Below are 22615 nucleotides of genomic sequence, written 5' to 3'. Positions count from 1 at the left end.
TATGGGTAAAAGCGAAGTATTTTGCCTAAGCGGTATGCGAACTTAAATTTTAATGTTCGGATTTTTTCGTTCTAATTACTCTTTTGTCCCAGCCTCATTTAATTTTTTCCACTTCTGATGATCTGCTGCATCATCTTGATATTCGGATAATCATAGTCTTCATATTGCTTACATACTTTTTCGATGTCATAAGGCACACGTACGTGGCTAGTTTCGACTTGCCCGTGATGGATATCAGCGATCGCATAGGATGCTTTCGGAATGCCGTCAAATGGTAATCCAATACTTCCTAGGTTCATAATGGTCTTTCCATCAATCGTTCGCTCGTAACTTTTATGGATATGACCATATAAGTACAGGTCGGCTTCTTTTGCTTTTGTCAGTGTATCCAAAAGCACATTATCCGATTGATCGGGTAACACAGCGTCAAATAAACTATTCGGTGTAGCGTGGAATCCATGGATCGTAATTCCGTCGACTGATAGGCTTATTTCTGTCGGTAAGTTCGCTAAGTATTGTAACTGGTCTTCAGAAAGTTGATCCTTTACCCAAGCTTGTTCTGTCTGCATTAATTCTAGTGCTTTATCTGGTACTTCACCAGATTTCACACCACGAACGACCCATTCATCTGCGTTCCCTTTTATGACTTCAGCATTCTGTGAACGAACGAGATCAATGGCACGCGCTGGTTCTGGACCACGATAGGCAATGTCACCAAGGACAACGATTTTATCAACGTTTTGTCGCTTTACATCCTCTAATACTGCATCAAGCGCAACTGCATTTCCGTGAATATCAGATAAGCATGCGATTTTCATCTTTATCACCTCATATCCATCATAAGAAAAAAAGACAGATTTTCCAAATAAAATAGAAAGAGCAAAGATTTTGACGTCGTCATTTGCCCAGGAATACAATGAAGATAGATTGGGAGTAAGAATGTTTATAACAACCAAAATATGGGTAACGTGAGGTAGAGGAGGGAATATAATGCTACCATTTACGACAGGTCAATTACCATCGTTTGTGAAAATAGAATTAGAGCGATTATTTGAAAAAATAAGTCCTTTAATGAAAAAGAATACAAGATATAAGATGTTTGCGATTCCTTTACTATTTGTTTCGCTTGTGAATATTGTCTATTTCTTATTTTTTGAAGGCTTTGCGAATCATATGATTGCCATGGTTCTTATATATGCTTTAATGGCAGCGGTAGGACTGGCACTTTATAAAGAATCCAAACATATAAAACGAAGAATGAAAACAATGGAATTAGAACACATCTTGAACCGAATCGATAAAAGTGAAGTCATTAATGAATACAAGAAACAAGATTATATAACTTCAATCAAGAATCAACCCAGATTAGGAATGCAAGCATTTATGAATTTTCTTGCTGAAGAGAATGAACGAAAACGGATGATGGAAGACTAATAAACGGAAAGCAAACCGAATGCAGTCAGATGTAGTTTATCTGGCCTCATTCGGTTTTTCTTATAGGTGGAAAATGTATTTGCATCAAACAGAAGAGTAGTTGTTTGCATTGAAAAACAATATATGCGTCAAATAAAGAGCTATAGATCATCTATTTGCATCAAAAATCAATATATGCGTCAAACAAGGAACTATAGATTGTCTGTTTGCATCGAAAATTCATTTATCCTGCAAACTGTGGACTGAGAGGAAGCTGTTTGCAGGATAAACGTAACCGAGCGCCATAATGGAGTTTATGAAAGGTGACATCATTGATTATTTGTGAATCAGGAGTTGACAATCATCGAAAACCGTGAGACTATATGTTTAGTCGTTCTTTATAAAGAATATTTGTTCTTTATAATGCGAAAAAGCATCAGTAAATATTTTTTAAAAGAACCGTTCTTTATAAAGAATATGTTAAAGGTGATTGAATGAAAAATCGACAACAACGCAACCATACATCAAATCAATGGAAAGGTATCGACCAGTCAAAACACAAAAGACCTCACCGAAACCTTCTTCTAGTCGTTACGGCTATTATCATTGTCCTGAGTATAACTTACGTATGGGCAAAGCCAAACGACCAACCGCTATATCAGGCATCAGCTGTCCTTTCTGTTGGTGAAAATGAAGAAATGATAGAGCAATTCACTAACGAACGCAGCGTGCGCAGAATTGTAGAAGAATTATATGCTGAATTACAAGTATCCATATCAACGCAAAGATTAGCAAACAAAATAGACGTCGAACGAATGGATCAATCGAATTTAGTTCGAATATCGGTGAGTGATAGTGATCCAGATCGAGCAGCGATGATGGCCAATACAGCTGTTCGATTATATCAAACAGGACTCTTCCATCAAGATTTTCAATTCGAAGTGGTAACAGAAGCGGTCATCGAAGTAGAAGAATTGCAATAACGGATTTATAGGAGGGACGATCATGGAAAGTGCGCTAAGGGTATTACATGTCGTTGAAAAAATGGATCCTGGTGGCGAGGAAGAAATGGTCATGCAACTGTATCGGAATATCGATCATTCTATCATTCAATTTGATTTTCTTACAACGGAGACTGGCGCGTTCGATGATGAAATCAGATCGTTAGGGGGATACGTCTATCGATTGTCTTCAAAAAAAGAAGAAGGCAGGTTTCAGTATAAACGGGCCATAAAGGAATTTTTTAAAGGGCATCGGTTTTATCTTGTGATGCATGCTCATTTAAATCTTTGGAGTAGTGATGCATTAAAAGCAGCAAAGCGAGTTGGTATCCCTGTTCGCATTGCCCACGGTTATCAAACGAGTTACCATGATCATTTTTTTGATCGTATGCTCACCACATATCATCGTTTGAAATTATCGACGTCTGCTACCAACTATTTTGCCTCAACCTCAGAAGCAGCGAACTGGTTATGTAAAGAAAAAGCCGATCAAGCGGAGTTAATACGAAGTGCGATTGAGCCAGAAAAAAGTTATTACTCACAGTTATTACGTGAGAAAATGCGGGATCGATTACAAGTAAGAGAAAAAGACTTTGTCATTGGACATGTCGGTTCATTCGTCTCGCAAAAAAATCATCTATATTTATTGGAATTGTTTATCGGTTTCCGAAGAAAAATCCCGCAATCCAAACTAGTACTGATAGGAGAAGGACCTTTACAGCAACAAATTGAACAGAAAATTATCGATTATCATTTAGAAGATTCCGTCATTTTGTTAAAGAATGATAGGCAGCGCGAGTATTGGTTACAAGCATTTGATGTAATGGTCTATCCGTCCGTCTATGAAGGATTGCCAACAACATTTATCGAGGCACAAAGCGCAGGGGTACCGATTCTTGTATCCGATGTCGTATCTAAGGAAGTAGATATTGGAAGTGAATTAGTTCACTTTCTTCCACTTGATCAGAAATCATCTTGGTTATCACAAATGAATCACATCTATCATAGTAAAGTAAGAAATCCAGTGTCACCAGAAACATTTAAATTACATGGGTATCATGTAAAACAATTAGTACCAAAGTTAGAAAAAAGATATTTGTTATTGCGTGATGAAGGCATTATAGAGTCAATGAAATAGAAAACAGATGGATTAGAGGTTTGTCATGATGATGATTGGAGAGAATATTAGTCGGATAAGAAAACAAAAGCATTTTACTTTATCAGAATTAGCGGAGCGTGCCAACATTTCCAAATCCTACTTAAGCAATATTGAAAGAGATTTAAATAAAAATCCTTCTATTCATGTCATCGAAAAATTAGCTCAAGTATTGCAAGTCGATGTGATGACGATTTTAGGTAACAATCGTGAAGAATCCGTTACTGAGCATGAATGGATAAGATTTGTCCAAGAATTGAAAACGATGGGCATTGATAAGGAAACGTTGGAAGATTATCGCCCCGTGTTCGAATTTATTCGTTGGAAAAACGCAAAGAACGAATAAAGATATGAATCACCAATCCATTCGAATGGATGGTGATTCGTATTCTAAATAAATGACGTGTGAAAGGGTGTACTTATGGCGAAACAATCTGTTCTTTATGTATTTGATGCGAAAGATCCGTTATTATCTGTAGATCATATGATAGAATTGTTTCATATATTTCGAATTCAAGATAGTGAAGCAGTGTTTCAATTGATTGGATATGACGAAACAGTATATCAAGCATTTCAAATGTATGGAAAGATTCAACCACCGATTTATCAAAAGGGAGAAAGTCTGGATCAAGAAAACAATAGTGACTTTTGGCAATTTTCTTTGTTTCCCTTTTCTATACCTGAGCACATTCTTAGGTCCAATTATCAATATCCAACGCTCTCATATATCTACTGGCAGGCGATTCAATCAAACATTGCCGCTCAAAATCAATCTTATGATAAAGTCTATTGCTTTTCACAAGGAATCGCTAGCTTTTATGTTGCTGAGAAGGTTCAAGCGAATACAAAGCTTCTATTTTTGCACTTATTACCGTTTCATGCTCATAGGGCCTATGACCGAGTGATGCATATGTACCAATCCTTTGATTATCATATGACGAATTCAAAAACCATGTATGCTATTGGAAAGTCTACTTATGATCTAGCGATTACATATTATCCAAATCCGTACAGAAGCGAAGTATTACAACGGATAGCTAAACTGAAAAGACCATTTGATCCATCATTTGACGGCATTCGACTTCTGTCACAAATGAATTGGAAGGACGACACTCAAATGGATCGATTCGTTCAAACCTGTTTATTACTCAAACAAAATCGGCAACTGTTCAAATGGTACTTGTTAGGAGAACATGTATGGGAACATGAATTGCGCATAAAATTAAAAAAATACCAATTAACGAATGACGTGATCATCATTAATCATGAAAATAATTATTATCCATATATTGCTGCATCAGACCTTTATATTGAATGGACATCATCTCGGTTAAATGATCATATTTTATCTGATGCTTTACTGCTAAAACGAACAGTTTTTTCTCCGCATCCATTATCAAAAGCAGTGCGATATGGTGTGTCGAAACGATCGCACGTTATCCCTGCAGCACCTGATCATCTTTATTCGAAGATCAAAAAGCAGATAAAGGATCATAAAATTTTTAGTTAAAACATAAAAAAAGGTTGAAGTTTGTAATAAAATCGTGTATTGTTCATTATATAGAATCATAAAAAAGTCATATTGAAGAAAAAGATGCACTGGTGCTTGATAAAATCGATGTTTTCACGAAAACAAAGCACGTTTTTTTAGTTGTAGTTGTTCATTATAATGAATTTCGGTCGCGCATTGTTGATAATATTAGAATAAGATCCGCGAAGATGTCGCATAATTCTATGCAAATGTTCACATAAGGGAGATAATAAATAGGAAAATAAAACTAAAATGTTCTTTAAAACGAATGAAAAATGCGTTATAATTAATGGTAGTACATGAAAGTCAGTAATCAATGTGAGGAAGGAGGTAAGGAATCATCAATCGATTTTCATGATGATGGATACTCATTTGTGATTCAAGAGTATGATAATCAAGTAGCCTATACATGGTTGAATGTCCATATCTTCCTCACTTTTCATAGAAATGAAGATCATAAAAAGTAACAATCGATAGCCAATAGAAATAGAAAATCGGAGGGATAACATTATGCAAAAACATACAGTAGTTGTCGCAGAATCTCAAACATTATTTCGTGATATGATTACAAGTTTTGTAGAAGAAATGGAAGAGTTCCAAGTGATAGGAAAGTTGAAAAATGGTCAAGAAGTGATTGACTTTATTAAAAAAATGGAAGTACGCCCTTATATTTGTTTGTTAGATATTCATATGCCTGTTATGGATGGGATGGAATGTGCCAAGCAATTGAAAGAAATTTTCCCTGATACAAAAGTTGTACTATTATCAGCTTATGATGATGAAGAATCGATTGAGTCCGTATTATCTGTTTGTGCCGATGGTTATATATTAAAAAGTTCAGGATTAGACGAATTTAAAGAGACATTGCGTTTTATTATAGAGGGAAAATTTGTTGCGCCTCAAAAGTTAGTGCAATATTTTTCGAAACGATTAGATGCACTTTTACAAATCGAGCGAGAAAGCTCTCTTCATTATATTAAGGAGCGTTTCAATCATCGGACAGATTTAAACCAACGTGAGTGGCAAATCATTCAGTTGATGAAAAAAGGCTGGACGAATAAAATGATTGCGGAAAGCTTGGAAATTAGTGAAGGCACAGTGAAAAATTATTTATCCATTATCTATAAAAAGCTACATATTAAGAATCGAGTGGAATTATTACAAATGCTTTCTAAAATGACCGGATGAAAAACATGTGACCAAAAGCAAGCCGACTGTGATTAAGAATAGAGGATACTCGGCTTGCTTACTTCAGAAGCACAACGTATCAATGGTATGTTAGATTTTGTTACGATACTTTCCAGGTGATATACCCGTATGTTTCTTGAAGACCCGATGTAAATATGAATACGAGCCAAACCCACTGTTTTGCGCAATATTGTCGAGTGTCATTGTCGTGTATTTCATTTGATTTTTTGCCGTAGCTATACGTATCTGTTGGGCATAGTCCATAATGGTCATGCCCACATGTTCTTTAAATAAATGGACAGCTCGAGATATACTTAAGTGACACTGGTCTGCTACTTCTTGTACACGAAATCCTTGCCTTGTTGCATGTTCTTCAATATAACGCATCATTTTTGTTACAGTATAGGGGCGGTGAATGACCGTCGTTTCACCATTGATTTGTCGATCAAGTGAAATACACAAAGCATAAAGTAGATAGTAACTCAGTTCATGGCTGTATTCCTTTAACGGTCGTCGTTCCTCAATAATTAAATGGTGCCAAAGATCCATTAATGTTTCATCTAAATCAATTTTTGTTAATGAAGGTGCTTGATCAAAACGTTGATGAATCCAGTCACCTTCACAATACAAGTGGAAATCTCCACTGTTTGCTCCATCCTCTGTGTACAATTCATATTTTTCTTCAGGCTTGATAATGAGTAAATCACCTTTCTCTACAATTGCCGTATTACCATTTATATTCACTTTCGCGATTCCGTCTGTTTGTAAACGGAATAGGTAGGAACTATAGCGAGATTGGTGAGAAGTAAAGAATGATTGATTATGATATGAATAGCCGCAAAAATTGATTCGCATTCGACTGCCTCATTTCACTTTTTAGCAAAATTATTCATGTTTTGATTATATCATTTATATACAAACATGAATATGTTGCGTTAATCTTTAATAAATGATAAAGAATTGAGGTGGAACATAATGAATGTGCTTATTTGGAATGAAAATCGCCATGAGAAAAAGAGTGAACAAGTTGCTGAACTATATCCAGATGGTATTCATGGTGCGATTCAACAATTTGTCGAAAGTGATAACATTCAAGTGAAAACGGCAACATTAGATGAACCATATCATGGGCTAACGGATGATATTTTAAATGAAACCGATGTCATGATCTGGTGGGGACATTTAGCGCATGACGAAGTGGCTGATGAAATTGTAGAAAAGATTCATCAACGCATTTTAGAAGGAATGGGATTGATCGTATTGCATTCTGGCCATTTCTCAAAAATATTTCAGAAATTAATGGGAACGACATGTAATCTGAAATGGCGGGAAGCAGATGAAAGAGAAAGGATGTGGGTAGTGAATCCTGCACATCCAATTACTGAAGGAATAGGGGAATACATAGAAATCGATAAAGAAGAAATGTATGGGGAACACTTTGATATTCCCGCACCTGATGAATTAGTATTTGTGAGTTGGTTTGAAGGTGGCGAAGTCTTTCGATCTGGATGCACGTATTATCGGGGGAATGGACGAATTTTTTACTTCCGCCCAGGACATGAGACATATCCAACGTATTATCACAAAGATGTTCAACGAGTGATCCAAAATGCTATTCAATGGGCGGCACCTGCCCATCGATCAAGGCCAACCTATGGTAATGCTCAACCGATTGAACATATCTACAACAAGAATGAGAAGAAAGGAAGATAGCTATGAAAAGACTTAAAATTGGATTGATAGGTGCTGGAGGAATCGCCGAAGATGTACACCTACCAGCTTATCAAGCAATATCTACTCAAGTAGAAGTTGTAGCTATTGCGGATGTTGCCTATGATAGGGCGAAGAGATTGGCTAAACAAAGTGACGTTCCTCATGCCTTTGACAGTTATGAACGTATGCTAAAAGAAGTAGAATTGGACGCCATTAGTGTTTGTGTACCTAATAAGTTCCATAAAGATGCTGTGATTGCGGGATTGGAAGCGGGCTGTCACGTGTTGTGTGAAAAACCGCCAGCGATGAATCAACAAGAAGCAAAGTCTATGGAAGCAGCAGCTCATAAAGCAGGGAAATTATTAATGTATGGATTTCATTATCGCTTTCAATCTGAGACGCAAGTGGCAAAACGTTTTATCGATGCAGGAGAATTTGGCGATATTTACGCTGCACGTGTACAAGCTTTACGCCGGCGTGGAATTCCTGGATGGGGTGTTTTTACAAATAAAGATTTACAAGGTGGTGGACCACTTATCGACATCGGCGTTCATATGTTAGATACGGCATTATATTTAATGGGGTATCCTGAACCCAAGATGGTACTTGGCCAAACACATCAGCAGCTAGGAACGAGAAGGGGAGTCGGTTTGTTAGGTGACTGGGATTACGAAAACTTTTCGGTAGAAGATATGGCAGTTGGTATGGTTACTTTTACAAATGGAGCGTCTTTAGTGCTTGAAACGGCTTTTGCAGCAAATATAGAAAGTAAAGAGACGATGCAAGTATCTCTCATGGGCAATCAAGGTGGAGCGGACCTTTTTCCGCTAAAAATGTACCAAGAAAAGTTTGAAACGTTAATTGATGTGACCCCAGCTTATTTACCAGAAGTGAATGCACATCAGAAAGAAATACATACATTTATTCAAAATTGTATGACAGGTCATATAACTGATGCCAACGCAAATCAAGGTACTATTGTACAAACCATTATTGACGGACTTTATCAATCAGCAGAAAGTGGTGAGGCCATTAAATTGTAAACATCTCAAGCGTTCCCTTTGCATGATAGATTAAATGATGCATAGGATGAAATAAACTAGATCAACAGATGCAAGCGATCAAATGACTCTATAAAGAGAGGGGATATAATCATGTCAATTGGACAAAGAATCGTAATGATTGGAGATAGCATTACGGAAGAGGGGAGGTTTGAAGATCAAGAGAAAATCGGTGATGGATATGTACGATTGATTCACGATTATTTACAAGTTACGGAACCGGATAGAGGTTATCAAGTGATCAATAAAGGTGTAGGTGGCGATCGAGTGACTGATCTTAAATCACGTTGGCAACAAGACGTTATCGAGTTACAACCAGATACAGTCTCGATTTCGATAGGCATTAATGATGTTTGGCGTCAATTGGATCAGCCTCACATTGAACAAGTATTTCCCGATCAATTTGAAGCAATCTATCAACAGCTAATCGAGCAGGTTTATGAGAGAACTAATGCCCATATCATTTTGATGGAACCAACTGTAATCGAAGAAAATATTCAGTCCGAGGGGAACCAACGATTAAAAGATTACGTAGACATTGTTCGAAAACTAGCAAGAACGCACCAGGCAACGCTCGTTCCAACGCATCAAGTCTTTTTAACATACTTAACATCTCAATCAACTTATCCGTTGACGACTGACGGTGTGCACATGAATCCTGCGGGTAATATGTTAATGGCAAAAACATGGCTCGAAACAGTGCGGTAAACGTCAGTTCATATAACAGTTAAACTTTATAAACGAAAGTGGAGGGAGAAGAGATGGCAATTATTCAATTTCCGCAAGATATGAAATGGGGAGCAGCAACCGCTTCTTATCAAATTGAAGGAGCGACAAACGAAGGTGGACGAGGTCAGTCGATTTGGGATACATTTGCAAAAACCCCAGGAAATATCGTGAATGGAGATAATGGTGATGTGGCATGTGATAGTTATCACCGTTATGAAGAAGATGTTGAGTTGCTAAAGGAATTAGGAGTTGACGTTTATCGATTTTCGGTTGCCTGGCCACGTATATTGCCGAATGGTACAGGTGAAGTCAATCAAGAAGGACTCAATTACTATCACCGTCTCGTTGATAAGTTATTAGAAAATGGCATTGAGCCGATGTGTACACTTTATCATTGGGATTTACCACAAACATTGCAGGACAATGGTGGCTGGGGAAACCGTGAAACGATCGATGCATTTGTAAAATACGCCGAAGTCATGTTTAATGAATTCTCCGGAAAAATTAAACATTGGCTTACACTAAATGAGCATGGTGCATTTCATTTTTATCAAATTATATTGGTGTGCATGCCCCAGGAAACCAAGATTTGCAACTTGCTACACAAATTTCTCATCACCTGTTATTGGCTCATGGGAAAACGGTGAAAAAATTTCGTGATTTAGGTGCAGAAGGCGAGATTGGATTTGCGCCAAATACAACTTGGCTAGAGCCATTTAGTGACCGACAAGAAGATATTGATGCTTGTAATAGAGAAATTGGATGGTATGTAGAATGGTTTATGGATCCGATTTTTAAGGGAGAATATCCGAAGTTTTTAGTCGATTGGTTTGAGAAGAAAGGTGTATCACTGGATATTCAAGATGGTGATATGGAGGCGATTCAGCAACCGATTGATTTCCTTGGGATTAATTATTATACCGGTCATATTGCACGTTATAAAGAAAACCATGGCTTACTAGATTGGGAATTCATTGAGATGAATGATGAACGGACAGATATTGGTTGGCCGATTTTCCCTGAAGGGTTATACAAGGTTTTAATGCGAATAAAAAATAACTATAATAATCCTCCCGTTTATATTACGGAAAATGGTGCTTGTTATAACGACGAACCAGAGAATGGTCGCGTGAAAGATGACGGACGAATCAATTATTTGCAGCAGCATTTAACTGCACTACGTCGAGCCATCTCATCAGATGTTGACGTGAAAGGCTATATTACTTGGTCACTCATGGATAACTTTGAATGGGCTGAGGGATATACCATGCGGTTTGGTATTGTTCATGTAAACTATCGAACGTTAGAACGTACGAAGAAAGACAGTTTTTATTGGTATAAGCAAACGGTTGCTAATCATTGGTTTGAGAATTAGTGATACTGCAAGGATTATTTAATGGTATAACGTAATAACGGAATGGAAGTATATGTGTCTCCTTTACTTTTTCTAGAAAAGGGCTGTATACTTCCATTTTTTTATGCCATCCCTAGAATGACTAACACTCATTCCATATACATCATTTGCTAACATTCAGGAGTCAAATATCTTCTGATAAAGGTAAAAATAGTGCTATTTTTCAAGAAGTGTAAGCGTTTATAATTTTGACTAAGAAAGGAGGAGATTCATATTCAATTTGATACATCCAGTGGACTATTTACATGGTGTGAATGGCTTTATCGCCTTGCTTATATCAATATAATCGCCATTTTTTTCACATTAATGGGTGGAGTGATTGCAGGAATATGTCCAGCTATAACAGCTATGTTTGCCTTAAATAACAAATGGCTCAACGGTGAAGATGATTTCGCTGTATTTCCGGAATTTTGGAAAAGTTTCAAAGCATATTTTCTTAAAAGTAATCTTTTAGGAGGACTCATCTTACTCACCGCAATCGCTTTAACTATTGACTTTTCACTAGCCAATCAATTTACAGGGGTGCTTTATTATATAATCCTGAGTAGCTCTTCTACTGTAATCGTACTTAGTTTACTTTCTGTTTTATATGTATTTAGTTTAATGATCGTGTTTCCGAAAGATTCGTTATGGCAACTCATCAAAAAAGCCATTCAAATGAGTATGTTATATCCATTACTAACCATGTGGATGATACTTTCGATGTGCGGTTTTTTCTTTATATGCTGGGTTTTTTCGAGTCTAGCATTTTTGTTTCTTGGCAGTGGTTTATCATTTATTGCTATGTCCTTTAGTCATGTGGTTTATAAAAGAATGAAGAATATAAACATATCGTCAGCTCATGTAAGTATTCCAAAGAAAAGAGGTGTAATGTATGAATAAATCGTTAGCAACAGAATCCTCCCGATGGCTCAAACAACAACAAAAATCGAGAATACAGAAGAGCGAAAATTTCATCGGTTTCTTATTCATTTCACCCATGTTACTTGGTGTCTCAGTTATCGTTCTATTCCCTATAGTTGCTACATTTATTTTATCATTTGCGGATTGGAAGTTTGTGACAGGGATTGAACAATTAAAATGGATCGGTTTTGATAACTTCATCGCATTAAGTAGTGACATTACATTTATAAAATCGATCATAAATAATGCGATATTTATTTTAACTGTACCGATGACAATGATGATCGCATTATTTCTAGCTATCATTATTGATAGAAATGTTTATTTGAAAAGTTATTTTAAAGTAGCCTTTTTCATGCCTTACATCTCGAGTGTGGTTGCAATTGCTGTTGTCTGGCAAGTTTTATTTCATCCATCACAAGGACCGATTAATCAAGTATTAATGACAATCGGTATTGAGAGTCCGCCAACTTGGATTTCTGATCCGAGTTTTGCGTTAATTTCGCTTATGATTATTCATACATGGATATCGATTGGTTTTAGCTTAATAGTGTATATTGCGGGTCTTCAGTCGATTCCTAAAGAATTATATGAAGCGGCTGATATAGATGGTGCGAATAGTTGGTACAAATTTAGAAACATCACTTTTCCTCTCGTATCTCCAACTTCATTTTTTCTCTTGATTACCGGTATTATAGCCTCTTTCAAAGTTTTTGATCTGATCGCGGTTTTAACAGAAGGTGGGCCGCTAAATTCCACCACTATGCTTGTATGGCATTTGTATGAGAGAGCTTTTATAAATTTAGATATCGGGTATGCTTCTGCCATCGCTGTCGTACTGTTTTTGTTTGTATTTACGATCACGATTGTCCAATGGATTGGTCAGAAAAAATGGGTGAATTATTAACAAAAGGGGGATATGGTATGCGAAAACATAGACGAATGAATATTAAAAAAATCATAAGTACAATGATCCTATTTTTTTGTAGTATCGCATTCTTATTGCCTTTCATATGGATGCTTTCTACTTCGTTAAAAATTGAAACAGACGTATTTAAATATCCTATTGAATGGATACCAACAAGATGGAATGCCATTAGTAATTATCAAGAAGTTTGGTTTGGTGAATATCCATTTTACTTGTATTATTGGAATTCAATTAAAGTTGCCGTACTAACAACAACAGTATCTGTTATTGTATCATCACTAGCAGCGTATGGTTTTTCTAAGGTGAAATTTCCAGCAGGTGCCTGGTTATTTATCATTGTATTAGCAACCTATATGGTTCCGCCTCAAGCAAGTCTTGTACCACAATTTATTCTCTTTCGTTATTTAGGTATATTCGATACACATTTTGGTTTAATTTTATTGGGGAGCTTTAGTGTTTTAGGTACTTTTATGTTAAGACAATTCTTTTTGGGAATTCATGATGACTTTATTGATGCAGCCAAAATTGATGGCGCAGGTCATTGGCGAATCTTTTGGCGAATTGCATTACCGATTGTCCGTCCAGCTGTTGCGACGTATGCAATCCTACGCTTCATTTGGACGTGGAACGATTATCAAAACCCGTTAATTTTCTTAAGAACGGATGCATTATATACGATCCAATTAGCGATGCAAAAGTTCACAACCATTAATGGTAGCTTTTACACATTAATTATGGCAGCAGCAGTATCAGCTATTCTACCGTTATTAATCGTCTTCATATTAGGACAAAAACATGTGATCGATGGTATTGCCTTAGGAGGGGTTAAAGGATAGGTAAAAAAAGTGTTGCCATAGGTAAAAATATTGATAGGAGACTGATTATCAGTTTTGATATGATAATTAATGAAAAGGTTTTCAAAAACAGTTTAGGGGGGGATTTTAGAGTGAGGCGTACTGTTTTTATGTTATTAGGTATTATGTGGTTAATGGGTGTTTTGATCGGTTGTCATTCAAGTGGTGAAGAACAAGTTACTGACTCTGACACAAATCATCAAGATAACTCAGATCAAGCAGAAGGTGATAATAGTGATGAAGATGAGAAAGTGCAAATCAAACTACACACACACGGAAACGAAGCATCATATAACTGGTCAGAAACTATACCAGCATTTGAAGAAGCGCATCCAAATATCGAAGTAGAACTAGTGATCTTAAGTGAAAAAGGCGATACCAATGAGGCTTTACAAAAATTAGACCTTGCCGCATCTTCAGGAGAACAATTAGATGTATTAATGTTTAGTGATCCCGCTTCTTATGCACAACGAGTAGATTTAGGAATGGTGGCACCAATTGATAAATTCATTGAAGAGGAAGGATATGATGTCACCGAAGAATATAAAGTCAATACACAGCTAGGTGATCAATATTATGCACTACCTGGGAAGTTTAATCCTTGGTATGTATTAGTGAATAAGGATCATTTAGATGAAGCTGGCTTAGAAATGCCAACGGATTGGACTTGGGATGAGTTTGCAGAATATGCGAACCAATTAACAACAGAGGATCATTACGGAACCTATTTTCATGGGCCGCAAAATGGTGGATGGATGGAATATCTAAAATTAGCCTTAGCAAGTAAACAAGAGGGCACTGAATTATTAAAAGAAGATGGAAGCTCTAATTTTAAAGATCCAATGTTTAAAAAGACACTGGAATTACGTTGGCAAATGGAAAAAGAAGATCAGTCAGCTACACCGTATACTGATATTATGTCTCAACAACTTCATTATCGCGATACATTCTTTAATCAAAATGCGAGCCTTGTGATGATTGGGAGCTGGATGAATACTGAATTAGGTGGGACAGATCAATTTCCATTAGATTTTAATGTTGGCATAGCACCATATCCGAAAAATCATTCAGATGATGAAGGTGGATATACACCAGTTACAACCGATTATATGGCCGTAGCATCTAATTCAGAGCATAAGGAAGAAGCTTATCAGTTTATTCGTTGGTACACAACAGAAGGCCAAATGGTTCAAGGTAAAAATATTCCTTCTTGGAATGGTGTTGATGATGAGGATTTAGAAAGCATTGTTCACACGATTTTAGCAGATACGAACAATCCAGAAAAAGTTGATACAGAAGCATTGATATCTGTATTAAAACATTCAAAAGCCTCTAAATTAACGCCACCTGCACCGTATCAAGCGGAAATTTATGAAATGGCAAATGTTGAATATGAAAAGTTAATTTATGGAGAGCAAAATATCGATGCAACCATTAATGCTATGCATGAAAAAGCGCAAAAAATTATTGCAAATAATGAGTAATCATTGAATAACTAAAGGAAAACGTTTACAATAAAATGAGGGACGAATCTCCACTTGTCTCTCATTTTCTTCATCAAGTGATTGTTGCTAATGATAGCAGATCTATCGAGAAGCGTCTTAGGAACTCAATCGATCAGTGAGGAGGTTAGTGTTGCGGAATTGGATTCAGGGGTTAACGTCTCCTACTTTTCGTTCCAAGGTATTCCTATCTTCGTTTATTTGTATCGGTATTCCTGTGTTACTGTCTTTGTCAATCTATCATTACCTCACTCGAGATGCAGTAGAAGAACAGGCGATGCAAAATGCAACAAAAGAACTTGACCTCACAGAAGAAAATATTTCTCGGGTTTTAGATAATATGTTGAATACAACGAACTTTGTCCAAAATGATTCAGCATTAAATACCATACTAAAAGACAAATCCAAGTTACCGCTAAGCATGTGGGATGATCAAAGCTATCATGCGTATTTAGGAGATCGACAAGTCAGAAGAACAATGGAAAATATTACTCTTTTAGGAGAAAAATCCTATGTGACGATCTTGCTATCAAATGGGAAATATTATACGAATTACTCCACGGCACAATATAATCCAAATGCATTATATCAGAAGCAATGGTTTCAAAAATTACAGTCGTTAAATGGCTTTGAATCTAATTGGTCTAGTGTAGAAGAAACAGTGCTTTCCTATGAACGTGTCACAAGCCCCTATCAAATTTCGGTTGGTCGAACACTACGAGATAGCAATCAAGAGATATATGGATATGTAGTCGTGACGTTGTTAGAAAATAAAATTCGAAAAATATTAGAGAATCAAAAACAATCAGAAGAAATCATGCTCATTAACAAAAATCACGAAATTCTATCATCCAAAGATAGAACGCGCATTGGCGACAAAATCTCATATTCAGGTTCAATTCATTTTGATAAAAGATCACAGATTATGCAAGGGGAGAATCAAAAATATGTCGTAGCGACAAAAGAGTTGACTTTTAATGATTGGCAGCTTGTTTCAATCATTCCTTATAAAGCAGCTACATCTAATATTCATACGATTTTTTCCAAAGTGTTTCTATTGTTAGCTATTTCATTTGCTGTGTTTTTTGTTATTTTAGCTTACTTGATGAATCGAATCACCAAACCTTTACGTTACCTCGATAAAGTGGTGCGAAAAGTACAAAAAGGCGATCTAACGGTCCGAGCAGAAGTAAATAGTCGTGATGAAATTGGGGAATTCTCGCAATCATTCAATCAAATGTTGGACCAAATCAATGATAAGATTGACGAAATCAATCATACACAAAAGCGAAAACGAAAAGCAGAACTTGCTATGTTACAAGCGCAGATTAATCCACATTTCTTATTTAATGTCTTGAACTCGATTCGAATGAAGGTTTTCCAATTCGGAGATCGTGAAAGTGCGGATATGATTCAATCGTTATCAAAATTGTTACGCTGGACCATAAGTCATCATGAGGATTTTATTACTTTTGTTGATGAGGTTAGCTTAGTTAAAGATTATGTCAATGTTATGAATATGCGACAAAAGCATAAAGTAGAATTAGTAGTGGATGTAACAAGTGAAGCGTATCAGCAATGCGTCCCGCGTTTTTTATTACAACCATTAATTGAAAATTCTATCATTCATGCTTTTAATCAGGGGCCTGGGGTGATTATAGTAAGAGCCAAAACTTATGACGATCGTCTTGAAATAAATGTAATCGATAATGGGCAAGGGATGAAACAGGAACAAATGGAAAGGTTGAATCGAGCACTAGATTCCAAAGCGGTATCACGACAATCAAATCAAAGTTTCTTGAATATTGGAATAAAAAACGTATATGAGCGATTAAAACTTTCCTATCGAAAAACTTCTCCAATCAAAATTGCTAGTGAAGACGGTGAAGGTACGACAATTACCATACAGATTCCGTTAGGTGGTGAACAGGGTGTACAAGGTGATGTTGGTTGATGATGATTACCCGACGATACAATTTTTAACAGCAGTCATTGATTGGGAAAAAATCGGTATGGAAGTCATTAGTACACATGAGAACGGACAACAAGCCTTAGAATATGCCAAAAAAGAAACACCAGATATATTAATTACGGATATCGGTATGCCAAAAATGGATGGCATTGAACTTACAAAAAAGCTGAAAAATATGAAAGACAATATCCAAGTAGCGATTATATCTTGTCATAATGAATTTTCTTATGCGCAACAGGCAGTAAAGCTCGGTGTTCATGATTACATTTTAAAGGAATCACTAGATCCAGATGATTTGCAAGAAATTCTTATAACTTGTAAAAAGCGATTAGATAATGACAATTCCAAGGTTGCGCAAGTGGAAAAATTAGAGCATAAGGTAAAGATGAATGATAAGATCGACAATCAAAAATTATTAAGACAATGTATAGATGGATCGACGAATCAGTTGCTTGAATTATTTGATCGTACTATGCATTATATTCCCGTGTATTTTTACATCAATTCGTATTATCAAGTGAAAAGAGACTTTATTTTAGAAGATACTTTACAATTTGCTGTCCATAATATTATCGATGAGATGATTGAAAGCCAATCATCACAAAAGATGTATTGTATTCATTATCAAGATAATAAAGGATTTTTATTTTTGCAACATAACTTTTCGATTAAGCATGATATGTTTAAAGAGTTACACGACCTTTTACATCAATTGCAAATGGCGATCAATCAATTTCTAGATATTCAAATTAGTTTTTTGATCGGTCACCAAGTTGATATCAACCATTTAAAAGAAGAATTGGAGCTGTTGCTTAGGTGTGAAATGCAGGTTTTTTATTTAAATAGCAATGTGATTCAAAAGCGAAATAACAACAAGCGATTATATGGGTGCGTTCAAAAAATGTTTGATGAAGATCAAGAAGTTGCCATTCCATTCAAACAGGCTGTATTTCAACGCGATATATCTCGATTTCATCGTCTGTTGAACCAATGGATTGATGATTGTAAAAGCAAACAATATCATCCAAAAGTTGTGAGAGAATGGTTTTTACGCTTGATTCTAGATGTAAATATGAAGTTAAGAACTACTTCATATTCACTATCAAACGATGATGTAGAAATACTTCAAGAAGAAATTTTTTTAGTAGATACGATATATGAAATAAGAGATTGGGTGTTGGGATACACGCAAAAGCGCTTAGAAGATTCGCAACAACAGTTAAAAAACAATTATCATCGAGATGTGTTGCGTGCCTGTTATTATGTTTTAAATCATTTGGAACATAAGCTTTCGTTAGATGAAGTAGCTGATCATTTATATTTAAATGCCAGTTATTTTAGTCGCTTATTTAAAAAAGAAATGCAAATGACGTTTGTTGAATATGTGAAACAGAAGAAGATCGAAAGAGCAAAAGAATTGTTAGAATTGACTGACATGTCAGTAGGGGGCATTTGTGAACAATTAGGGTATGATAATCAAAGTTATTTTATTAAAGTTTTCAAACAAATTTGTGGGTGTACACCGCTTGTGTATCGTGGTGCAAAGTGGAATGGGGTAAAAGCAAAATGATTGGAGAATCGAAGAGTTGGTTTGATCAAGTAACGGAGAAGTTAAGAATAGACGGAAAGCGATGTGCAAAAGAACTATATCCTACGTTATCGTTTGATGCTTTTAGACAATATCAAAAAACGGGCGATCGAAAAAGATATGAATACCTTTACTTTAAACGCAGAAAAAGGTTGACGACTTTTGGATTGTTGTTTTATCTTTATCCAGAAAACAAGAGGTATTTACATGAGTTGGAAAATGCTATATGGTATGTATGTAATGAATTTACTTGGTGCTTACCTGCTCATTTGGATCCAACTTTAGAGGGACAAAGCTATCAAGATTTTAAACAGACAGGAAACGTACAATACACTGTAGATCTATTCGCTTGTGAAACCGCTTTTACTTTAGCTGAAATGATCACTCTTTTTGAAGAACAATTGGATTCTTTTCTTGTGGAAAAGGCAAAAATTGAAGTGGAACGTCGAGTGTTCATTCCTTTCCAAAATCGGACGCAATGGTGGGAAACAGCGACACATAACTGGGCCGCTGTCTGTGGATGTTCCATAGGTGCAGCTGCTTTATATCTCATAACAGATAGGCAAGAGAAAAAAGCAATGATTCAACGCGTGCTTCAGACGATGGAATACTATTTATCCGGCTTTGAAGAGGATGGTGCGTGCGTCGAAGGATATCATTACTGGCAATATGGTTTTGGATACTATATTTATTTTGCCGATTTACTAAAGCGCTTTAATGATGTGGATCTATTGACGAATGAAAAAATAAAAGCGATTGCCATGTTGCAACAACGATTATTTTTGGATGGGACATATGTTGTGAACTACTCAGATGCTGAAGCTATTGCGTATCCAAGAATGGGATTTACCCACTATCTTCATCATAGATTCTCGGATGTTCATATACCAACAATTGATTTTGGGACAAAGGAAATCGTTGATCATTGTGGTAGATGGGCACCCGCTATTCGGGAGTTGTGGTGGTTCGATCCATCCTTGAAAGGGAAGGATTGGGTAGATGAAGAATATGTCTTTGCATATGCAGGAATTTTTTTATCGAGAATAGATCATACTGCATTTTCAGTAAAAGCAGGTCATAATTATGAACCACATAATCATAATGATATTGGCCATTTTATTTTATATGCACATGGCACTGTCTTTTTCAGAGATTTAGGATCAGGACAATACCATCAAAATTATTTTAACGATCATCGCTATCAATACATTTGTAATAGTGCAGAAGGACACTCAGTACCGATTGTGAATGGAAAATACCAACAGGCAGGTAGTCAGTTTCGAGGGGCAATGAAAGAAGTAGATCAGCATGAAGAACGTTCACGAATCACCATAGATTTAAGCGCAGCATATGCTGATCACACACTTATCCATTGTAGTCGAACATTTACGTGGCATAAAACAGATCAGAAAAAATTGATGGTCGAAGATAGGTTTGATTTTACAGAGTGTCCTTCTTCAGTCGTAGAATCTTTTATTGCAGATGATTTGCCATTTCAAGAATATGAAGATAAGCTTGTTTTATTTGGTAAAGAGGGCCATTTGCATCTATTATTCGATCGAGAAAGGGTGCAGCCAAGTGTTCACAGGAGAAGTTTTATGAATCACCAAGGTAAACAGGACTATTTTTTACACATATGTTTTGTTGCACTCATATTAACGAAACATGTGAAACTATCATTTGATATGAGATTTGTACAGGAGTGATAATATGCAAGAGGTGAGGCATAATCCACTGCGAACGAAGAAGGATCTAACGCAGTTGATGGTGGATTTATGGAAACCACTCGAAACTTATTATGACGAGACAAACTCACGAATTCAAGTCGGTCAAACAGCTGCTGCTTATTCGAAAGATGTGGCTGGACTCGAGTGTTTTTCTAGAATCTTATGGGGAGCAGCACCACTTGTTATGAGTGGAGTTGAACCAGAACTTTGGGATAAACATGTTGAAGGAATGATCAATGGAACAGATCCGAATCATGACGGTTATTGGGGGAAGATTCATGACTATGATCAGCGGATTGTAGAGATGGCGGCGTTCGGTTATAGTTTATGTCTAGTCCCTGATAAGGTATGGACGCCGCTAACGTCTCAACAAAAAGAAAATCTAGTAAACTGGTTATATCAAGTGAATGATTATGCGGCTCATGATTGCAATTGGCTATTTTTTGCTGTTATCGTTAACATCGGTCTAAAAAAAGTTGGGGCAGCCTATAGTCAAGAAACGATTGATACGAATCTCTCAAGAATTGAAGATTTTTATATCGGAGATGGTTGGTATACAGATGGTGAGTCAGCTCATGTTGATTATTATACACCATTTGCGATTCATTATTATAGTTTGTTCTATGCGACAATGATGGAAGAAGATGATCCAGTACGTGCGCAAACTTATAAAGAACGCGCCAAAACGTTTGCTGAAGATTTTATCTATTGGTTTAGCGCAGATGGCCGCTCGATTCCTTATGGCCGCAGTTTGACATATCGTTTTGCTCAAGCTTCATTTTGGAGCGCATATGTTTTTGCAGGACTCGATCATATTCCATTAGGAGTTGTAAAAGGAATTATTTTAAGGCATTTGCGTTATTGGATGAAGCAGGATATTTTCTTACCGGATGGTACATTATCCATTGGGTATCAATATCCGAATTTATTAATGGCCGAAAATTATAATGCACCAGGTTCTCCGTATTGGGGATTGAAAGTTTTATTCATTTTAGCGTTACCTGATGAACATGCGTTTTGGTCGGTGGAAGAAAAAGAAATGCCGTCATTACCCAATCGTGCGCACCATATTAAACCGTCGTTCATGATCGAAAGGGACGATGACCATGTCGTTCTGTTTTCGCCTGGTTATTTACATACAAATGGTCATGCTCATGTGTCAGCAAAGTATGAAAAATTTGCTTATTCGAATCAGTTTGGTTTCAGTGTTCCTCGAGCAGAATGGGGACTAGAGCAAGGTGCTTATGACTCCATGTTAGCGGTCAGCGAACAAGACCAGTTTTATCGAGTGAAACGAACAGTTGTTGAAAAGGAAATACGTGATGGCATCATTCATTTTACATGGAAACCATGGCATGATGTCACGATTGAAACATGGTTGATTCCAGGTTTACCTTGCATGTTCGGATGCATCGGATTGTAACGAAGCGGCCATTGGATATTGCTGATGGCGGTTTTGCGTTAGGGTTAGCTGATGATGATGAAAATCAAGTGACAGATGATCATGATCATGATTGTAGTAAAGCTTTATCGACAAAAGGAATGGTAGCGAGTCTCGTCTTAGGAACGAAAGGAAAAGCGCATTCCGTTTTTCCAAATGCCAATACGAATCTGATGGAAAATCGAACAGTGATTCCTACGATATCAGCCGCCATCGAATCTGGTGAGCATGTGTTTATCCATGCGTTTTATGGAAAACCTGGAAAACATCATATGGAAGAACAAGAGGAGGAAATGCCCTCATTTGAAAATGGCAAACTCTATTTGAATGGCCAGACATATGTGATCAAGGACTGGATTGATAATAAATGATTATGTATGAAGGCAGTAATGAAGCAGGATTTGCATGAAAACTGTTTTCATCAAGTGAATGACGGCAGAAAAGCAGCTTGAATTACGAAAAAACTGTTTTCATCAAGTGAATGACGGCAGAAA

20 protein-coding genes and 1 pseudogene are annotated in these 22615 nt (G+C 36.5%); 19 read left to right on the top strand and 2 right to left on the bottom strand.

The features are described 5' to 3' along the window. Positions 1–98: 98 nt before the first annotated feature. Complete coding sequence (locus J416_RS10315; protein WP_003470426.1) at positions 99–818, bottom strand: metallophosphoesterase family protein; 720 nt, start codon at positions 816–818, stop codon at positions 99–101. Between the two features lie 172 nt (positions 819–990). Between J416_RS10315 and J416_RS10310 the strand changes: the two genes are divergently transcribed. The 6 genes from J416_RS10310 (at position 991) to J416_RS10285 (ending at position 6289) form a co-directional block, all read left to right on the top strand. Further along, complete coding sequence (locus tag J416_RS10310) at positions 991–1434, top strand: DUF5392 family protein (RefSeq protein WP_003470425.1); 444 nt, start codon at positions 991–993, stop codon at positions 1432–1434. A gap of 473 nt (positions 1435–1907) precedes the next feature. Further along, a complete protein-coding gene (locus tag J416_RS10305) occupies positions 1908–2396 on the top strand; it encodes a YveK family protein (protein ID WP_003470406.1) in 489 nt (162 codons plus the stop codon). A 22-nt stretch (positions 2397–2418) separates the two neighbouring features. Beyond that, positions 2419–3552 (top strand): glycosyltransferase, encoded by a 1134-nt coding sequence (locus J416_RS10300; RefSeq protein WP_003470404.1) that lies wholly within the window; start codon positions 2419–2421, stop codon positions 3550–3552. Positions 3553–3577: 25 nt separating this feature from the next. Then, positions 3578–3916: a helix-turn-helix domain-containing protein gene (locus J416_RS10295; RefSeq protein ID WP_338029451.1), complete on the top strand. Its 339-nt coding sequence runs from the start codon at positions 3578–3580 to the stop codon at positions 3914–3916. Positions 3917–3991: 75 nt separating this feature from the next. Beyond that, entirely contained in the window at positions 3992–5080 is a 1089-nt protein-coding gene (locus tag J416_RS10290) for a glycosyltransferase family protein (protein WP_003470399.1), read from the top strand. A gap of 531 nt (positions 5081–5611) precedes the next feature. Next, on the top strand, positions 5612–6289 hold the full coding sequence (locus tag J416_RS10285; protein ID WP_003470397.1) for a response regulator: 678 nt from the start codon (positions 5612–5614) through the stop codon (positions 6287–6289). Between the two features lie 90 nt (positions 6290–6379). On the opposite strand, the gene J416_RS10280 is transcribed toward J416_RS10285, so the two are convergent. Next, entirely contained in the window at positions 6380–7144 is a 765-nt protein-coding gene (locus J416_RS10280) for a helix-turn-helix domain-containing protein (protein WP_003470395.1), read from the bottom strand. Positions 7145–7264: 120 nt separating this feature from the next. Here J416_RS10280 and J416_RS10275 point away from each other — a divergent pair, with 120 nt between their 5' ends. The 13 genes and pseudogenes from J416_RS10275 (at position 7265) to J416_RS15110 (ending at position 22492) form a co-directional block, all read left to right on the top strand. Further along, a complete protein-coding gene (locus J416_RS10275) occupies positions 7265–8002 on the top strand; it encodes a ThuA domain-containing protein (RefSeq protein WP_003470393.1) in 738 nt (245 codons plus the stop codon). A gap of 2 nt (positions 8003–8004) precedes the next feature. Continuing rightward, positions 8005–9045 (top strand): Gfo/Idh/MocA family protein, encoded by a 1041-nt coding sequence (locus J416_RS10270; RefSeq protein WP_003470392.1) that lies wholly within the window; start codon positions 8005–8007, stop codon positions 9043–9045. A 111-nt stretch (positions 9046–9156) separates the two neighbouring features. Further along, positions 9157–9771, top strand: coding sequence for an SGNH/GDSL hydrolase family protein (locus J416_RS10265; RefSeq protein ID WP_003470391.1), 615 nt, complete (start codon positions 9157–9159; stop codon positions 9769–9771). A 53-nt stretch (positions 9772–9824) separates the two neighbouring features. Next, a pseudogene (locus J416_RS10260) lies at positions 9825–11167 on the top strand (GH1 family beta-glucosidase). A 246-nt stretch (positions 11168–11413) separates the two neighbouring features. Continuing rightward, positions 11414–12088 (top strand): YesL family protein, encoded by a 675-nt coding sequence (locus J416_RS10255; protein ID WP_338029452.1) that lies wholly within the window; start codon positions 11414–11416, stop codon positions 12086–12088. Then, positions 12081–13016: a carbohydrate ABC transporter permease gene (locus J416_RS10250; protein WP_003470389.1), complete on the top strand. Its 936-nt coding sequence runs from the start codon at positions 12081–12083 to the stop codon at positions 13014–13016. The genes J416_RS10255 and J416_RS10250 overlap by 8 nt, the downstream gene beginning before the upstream one ends. Positions 13017–13051: 35 nt before the next feature. Further along, positions 13052–13873: a carbohydrate ABC transporter permease gene (locus J416_RS10245; protein WP_420805438.1), complete on the top strand. Its 822-nt coding sequence runs from the start codon at positions 13052–13054 to the stop codon at positions 13871–13873. A 128-nt stretch (positions 13874–14001) separates the two neighbouring features. Next, entirely contained in the window at positions 14002–15375 is a 1374-nt protein-coding gene (locus J416_RS10240; RefSeq protein ID WP_420805437.1) for an ABC transporter substrate-binding protein, read from the top strand. Between the two features lie 151 nt (positions 15376–15526). Beyond that, positions 15527–17347 (top strand): sensor histidine kinase, encoded by a 1821-nt coding sequence (locus J416_RS10235; RefSeq protein WP_003470386.1) that lies wholly within the window; start codon positions 15527–15529, stop codon positions 17345–17347. Continuing rightward, positions 17325–18935, top strand: coding sequence for a response regulator (locus tag J416_RS10230; RefSeq protein ID WP_156809576.1), 1611 nt, complete (start codon positions 17325–17327; stop codon positions 18933–18935). Before J416_RS10235 ends, J416_RS10230 begins: the two co-directional genes overlap by 23 nt. Then, a complete protein-coding gene (locus J416_RS10225; protein WP_003470384.1) occupies positions 18932–20659 on the top strand; it encodes a heparinase II/III domain-containing protein in 1728 nt (575 codons plus the stop codon). Before J416_RS10230 ends, J416_RS10225 begins: the two co-directional genes overlap by 4 nt. Before the next feature lie 4 nt (positions 20660–20663). Beyond that, complete coding sequence (locus tag J416_RS10220; protein ID WP_052000956.1) at positions 20664–22103, top strand: DUF2264 domain-containing protein; 1440 nt, start codon at positions 20664–20666, stop codon at positions 22101–22103. Continuing rightward, positions 22088–22492: a DUF2264 C-terminal domain-containing protein gene (locus J416_RS15110; RefSeq protein ID WP_052000955.1), complete on the top strand. Its 405-nt coding sequence runs from the start codon at positions 22088–22090 to the stop codon at positions 22490–22492. Before J416_RS10220 ends, J416_RS15110 begins: the two co-directional genes overlap by 16 nt. Positions 22493–22615: the final 123 nt, after the last annotated feature.

Origin of the sequence: Gracilibacillus halophilus YIM-C55.5 (assembly GCF_000359605.1) — a bacterium.
Lineage (GTDB): Bacteria > Bacillota > Bacilli > Bacillales > Amphibacillaceae > Gracilibacillus > Gracilibacillus halophilus.
Note: the sequence above shows the minus strand (reverse complement) of the source record. Positions and strands in the feature narration are given on the sequence as shown.